The following is a 4,927-nucleotide window of genomic DNA, read 5'->3' as shown; positions in this document are numbered from 1 at the left end:
ACGCAGGGCGTCCGGGGCAATAAAGGCTGTCGAAGATCGAGTGTAAAAGGGCGACTTGGATGTCCCGTTTTACATCACGAGATCAAAGACACGCTTGTGGATACGACATGATGGTGATTTGATTGTTTATTTTTTTATATACATTCTTGGCCTTTACACCCAATTACTAAAGGACATTTTTTAGGCCCGTATTTTCTAAACCGTAATCCGGTTCGGTCAGCGAGCCACTTCTATACGATTGCGCCCGTTATTTTTTGCGCGGTAAAGGGCTTCGTCGGCACGTTTCCACAGAGTTTCTGTCGAGTCATCCTTGAGTATTTCGGTAATTCCGAAACTGACGGTCAATGATCCAACGTCTTCAAAAAGATGTGATTCGATCTTTGATCTCAAACGTTCGGCTGCGATGGTGGCATTGTCCAGGCCGGTGTGAGGTAGTAACCACACGAATTCCTCTCCACCCCATCGAAATGTCAGGTCGCTTGGACGTGCAATCTTGTTCAACATGGCGGCAGTAATTGCAAGAACAAGGTCACCCTCGTCATGACCAAAATTGTCATTCACGGCCTTGAAACGATCGATATCCATGATCGCCAGTGAAACAGGATAGTCGTAGCGCAAGGCCGATTCGAACTCGTGACTTAGCATGCTGTCGAATGCGCGCCGATTCCAGAGCCCGGTGAGGCCGTCTTTCATGGCATTGCGGCATTCCCTTGTCGTGCGCACGCCTGTACGGACGACGGCTTTGAGTTCTTCAGGCGCGAAGGGTTTTGAGAGATAGGCATCTGCACCGGTATCCAGTCCGGTGACTCTGTCAGTAATCTCCCCATTGGCAGACAGGAATATGATGTATGTCAGGGCAGCAAGAGGGTGTGAACGAATGATACGGCAGGTTTCATAACCATCCATTTCGGGCATCATGATGTCCAGGATGATCACGTCCGGATCATGGATTTCAGCCATTTCAATACCATCATGGCCATTTGAAGCCTGAAGAATCTTATGTCCTTCATACTCCAGTACCGAGGAAATAAATTCCCGATTACTGGATGAGTCATCAATTACCAGAATATTGGCCACTCGCTCTCCCACTATTTCCACAGCTGATTTGAAATCCCTGTCTATTTTTTTGGTTAGACACGCGCCACAGCACAAATCTGTCCAGGTGCGAAATTCCCCTTATGCTTGCATCATTATCAACGAAAATGGTTGTAAGTGATAGCAGTTATGTTCACTGTCATTTATTGAACAGTATGCACTCTTTTTCTCAAGAGTTGCCTCATCACAGCAGTTTTGCGCTATATTCATCAATACCTGACCAATAACTACAAAAAGATGTGCACTGACACTGCACGGAAATCACAGGCAGGCGCCGAATTAACAATAATAATCATCGGCTGAGAATAGTTATAAAAAATGGATGGTGAGGAGATATGGCTGATCCCAAGCGCGACAAGGATCATGAGGATTTGCGTGAGCGATACAAGCAACTATCGACCAGCAAGAAGGTTGTGCTGATTGTTTTCCTGATCTGGTTTGCCCAGGCTTTGCCCAAGTGGACGGCTGCGATAACCGCCGATGATGAGCTTTCGGCCAGGATAATGATGATTTTTGTAACCCCGCGCTAACCTGATCAAATTGGAATATAGTTGATTTAAATCAACTCTCTATTAATACCCGGTATTAAAGTAAAGATAGAGAGGTTCGATATTTCCTGTGCCTGTTGGTTTGGGTGTGTGGTTTTGCTCTTTATTGTTGTAGCTTTACTGAAAGCATCAGGTGCATAGATTCATTTACACACAAGGAACTCTATAGATGGTCGAAATCACACAACTGGATACGAATGAGGTCCTCGCTAGTGTTGATTCTGACACTCTTGCAGGTGCTGACCTCCGGGAAATGGAATTACAGGGAGCAAACCTCAGAGATGCTGATTTAACCGGTGCCAATCTCACCGGCGCAAATCTTGGTGGGTCTGACTTGCGTGGCGCTAATCTCTCAAGGGCGATCCTGCGTGAGGCAAACCTGGGTCATTCAAACCTGGAAGGCGCAAACATGACAGCCGCGCAGTTCGGTAGCGAGTTGCGCTCGACCGCGGCAAACCTGGAGTGTTGTAATCTCTCTAATGCGAACCTGAGCCACGCAGATTTTCGACGCGTCATGATGGGTAATTCAACTTTCGCCAATTCGAGACTTGAGGGAACCAACCAGAGCTATACAGACATGCACGCAAGCGATCTCACGAACGTTTTTGCCCAGGGCTGCAGGATGATCAAGTCCAATCTCTCAAACTCGAAACTGAATGACAGCGACTTTCGTGACAGTCACCTGAACGCGGCAATATTTTCAGAGTCCGACCTCAGCAATATTAACCTGGAAAGTGTCCGCAATGATGGTTTCAGTGTGATCAATCTTGCCAACTTCGATGATGCGAATCTGAAGGGGGCAAAAATGCGTAACGTGCTTGCCGAGGATTGCAGAATGCGAGGAACCAACCTGACTGATGTGGATTTAAGTCACGCCGTCATGAGTGGCTCAATTCTCAGGCGCGCTATTGTTACTAACGCTAATTTTGACGATGTTGAATTGGCCACTGTCACCATGACATTCGCCAATTTCTCGCAAGCACTAAATGCAGATATACCATCCTACGTACGTGACTTACGATAAGTAACAGCATACTCGTCACGTGTAGTAGAGAGACATATTTCGAGCAATCGTTGTAGATAATGTTCGAATAAAGGAGATTCAGAATGAAGCTCCCTGAGAAGGTCCGAACACGACGGCCTGCACCTGGTCACCCGCCGCTGCCTCATGAAGAGAAGGTTTCTCTCGGGCTGGCCGGAAACCTTGCGCGTACCTTTATCACCTCTCCATTGTCACCAATGCTGCTAATCGCCAGCCTTTTCATTGGTGTATTGGGCCTGCTTTTTACTCCGCGACAGGAAGACCCGGAAATATCGGTCCCCATGATCGATATATTTATTACATATCCCGGGGTCTCTCCTCAGCAGGTCGCCAGCCTTGCGATTGATCCGCTTGAACGCATCATGAGTGATATTCCCGGGGTCAAGCATGTCTATTCCGCATCCGAGCGCGGCCAGGGAATAGTAACCGTACGTTTTGAAGTTGGAGAACAGCTGGGACCATCTATCGTCAAGGTTCATGACAAGCTCCAGTCAAATCTCGACAAGATTTCTCCCGGCGTGTCGATGCCTCTGGTGAAGCCCAAGGGAATTGATGATGTTCCCGTGGTGACAGTAACGCTCTGGTCCGAAGAGGTTGATGATTCGACACTCAGGGTGCTGGCAACAGACGTTGTGCAACGCCTCAAAGAGGTGCCGAATACAGGTCAGGGATTTGTCGCAGGAGGGAGAAGTCAGCAGATTCGTATCGAAGTACTGCCAGAGCGCCTGGCGGGATATAACATCAGTCTTAACCAGATAGCCAGAACCATTCGTGCAGCCAACGAAGAGAAAAAGGTTGGTACGATTGAAAAAAACACTTCGCATTTCACTATTACATCAGGCCATTTCCTGAAGAATGGTGAGGAGATCGGTCGGCTCGTTCTAGGTACGCATGATGGTGCCCCCATTTATGTTGCAGATATTGCTAACGTAGTTGACGGGGAAGAGGTGCCGAGCAGGATAGTCAACTACTTCAGCGGTCCGGCAAACGGCAGCGATAAACAGACCGGGATAGCACCTGCTGTCACAATTGCGATTGCAAAAAAAGAGGGCACAAACGGTGTAACGGTAGCCGAGGATCTCCTGGCGAAACTGGAATCGCTCAAAGGGCGCCTCATTCCGGATAGCATCAACGTCGAAATTACCCGCAACTACGGTAAAACAGCCAACGACAAGGTTAATGAACTGCTGACGTCCCTGCTTGGCGCCGCTATTGCAGTGTCACTGCTGTCATGGATCACAATCGGCAGGAGACCTGCAGTTGTTGTTATTACGATCATTCCGATTGTTATCCTTATCACAATCTGGTCAGCCTGGGTTATGGGCTACACGATTAACCGTGTCAGCCTGTTCGCGCTGATCTTCTCCATCGGTATTCTTGTCGATGATGCAACCGTTGTGGTGGAAAATATATTCCGGCGATGGCTGCATGATGGAGAGACACGTATAGACACGGCGGTTGATGCTGTACGTGAAGTTGGTAATCCCACGATTATTGCGACACTGACAGTTCTTTCAGCGCTGCTGCCAATGGGCTTTGTCAGCGGCATGATGGGGCCCTACATGTTTCCGATCCCCCTGTTCGGTTCTGTTGCGATGGCATTTTCACTGTTTGCTGCCTTGGTTTTCACGCCGTGGTTTGCCTACAAGCTGCGACCGAAAATGAATGCCCTGAACAAGGCTGCTGTTCGTGAAGAGAAAACCCAGAATCTGATCGGCAACATTTTTCGCCCGGTGATTGAGCCGCTTATCCAGAGCAAGGTCAAATCACGCATGTTCCTGGCTGTCATTATCGTGCTGTTTTTTGCGGCCTGCTCGATGTTCTATACAAAGGCCGTGGCAGTCAAGATGCTGCCATTTGATAACAAGCCGGAATTTAACGTTGTTATCAATCTGCCCGAAGGAACGCTACTACCAACAACTGCAAGCTTTACTTACAAGCTGGTTGATGCGCTGAAGAGCATGGAAGAGATTACCGCGATGCAGAGCTACGTCGGTACTGTTTCACCATTCAATTTCAACGGCATGGTCAGGCACTACTACCTGCGCATGCAGCCATGGCAGTCTGACATACAGGTCATGCTTCTAGATAAAGGAGATCGTGAACGCAGCAGTCACGAGATTGCAGAAGCTGCGCGCGATTTGTTACGCCAATTGCCGAGCAGGCAGGTGCGAGAATAGCCGTTGTCGAGATGCCGCCGGGCCCACCCGTTCTGCAAACCATGGTGGCCGAGGTCTATGGG

General features: G+C 48.7%; 4 protein-coding genes. 3 read left to right on the top strand and 1 reads right to left on the bottom strand.

The features are described from left to right. Window positions 1-216: 216 nt before the first annotated feature. The gene (locus BOW51_RS07525; RefSeq protein ID WP_167367272.1) at window positions 217-1,077 is read right to left on the bottom strand and encodes a diguanylate cyclase; all 861 of its coding nucleotides are present in this window, start codon (window positions 1,075-1,077) and stop codon (window positions 217-219) included. Window positions 1,078-1,430: 353 nt separating this feature from the next. Between BOW51_RS07525 and BOW51_RS07520 the strand changes: the two genes are divergently transcribed. The 3 genes from BOW51_RS07520 (at window position 1,431) to BOW51_RS07510 (ending at window position 4,865) form a co-directional block, all read left to right on the top strand. Then, window positions 1,431-1,625, top strand: coding sequence for a hypothetical protein (locus tag BOW51_RS07520; RefSeq protein WP_078477143.1), 195 nt, complete (start codon window positions 1,431-1,433; stop codon window positions 1,623-1,625). A 187-nt stretch (window positions 1,626-1,812) separates the two neighbouring features. Further along, entirely contained in the window at window positions 1,813-2,667 is an 855-nt protein-coding gene (locus BOW51_RS07515) for a pentapeptide repeat-containing protein (RefSeq protein ID WP_078477142.1), read from the top strand. An 83-nt stretch (window positions 2,668-2,750) separates the two neighbouring features. Further along, a complete protein-coding gene (locus BOW51_RS07510; protein ID WP_245828604.1) occupies window positions 2,751-4,865 on the top strand; it encodes an efflux RND transporter permease subunit in 2,115 nt (704 codons plus the stop codon). Window positions 4,866-4,927 lie beyond the last annotated feature (62 nt).

This window comes from Solemya elarraichensis gill symbiont (assembly GCF_002021095.1).
In the GTDB taxonomy this organism is placed as follows: Bacteria; Pseudomonadota; Gammaproteobacteria; order Chromatiales; family Chromatiaceae.
The sequence above is the reverse complement of the archived record's forward strand: the minus strand, read 5'-3'. Positions and strand labels throughout refer to the sequence as shown.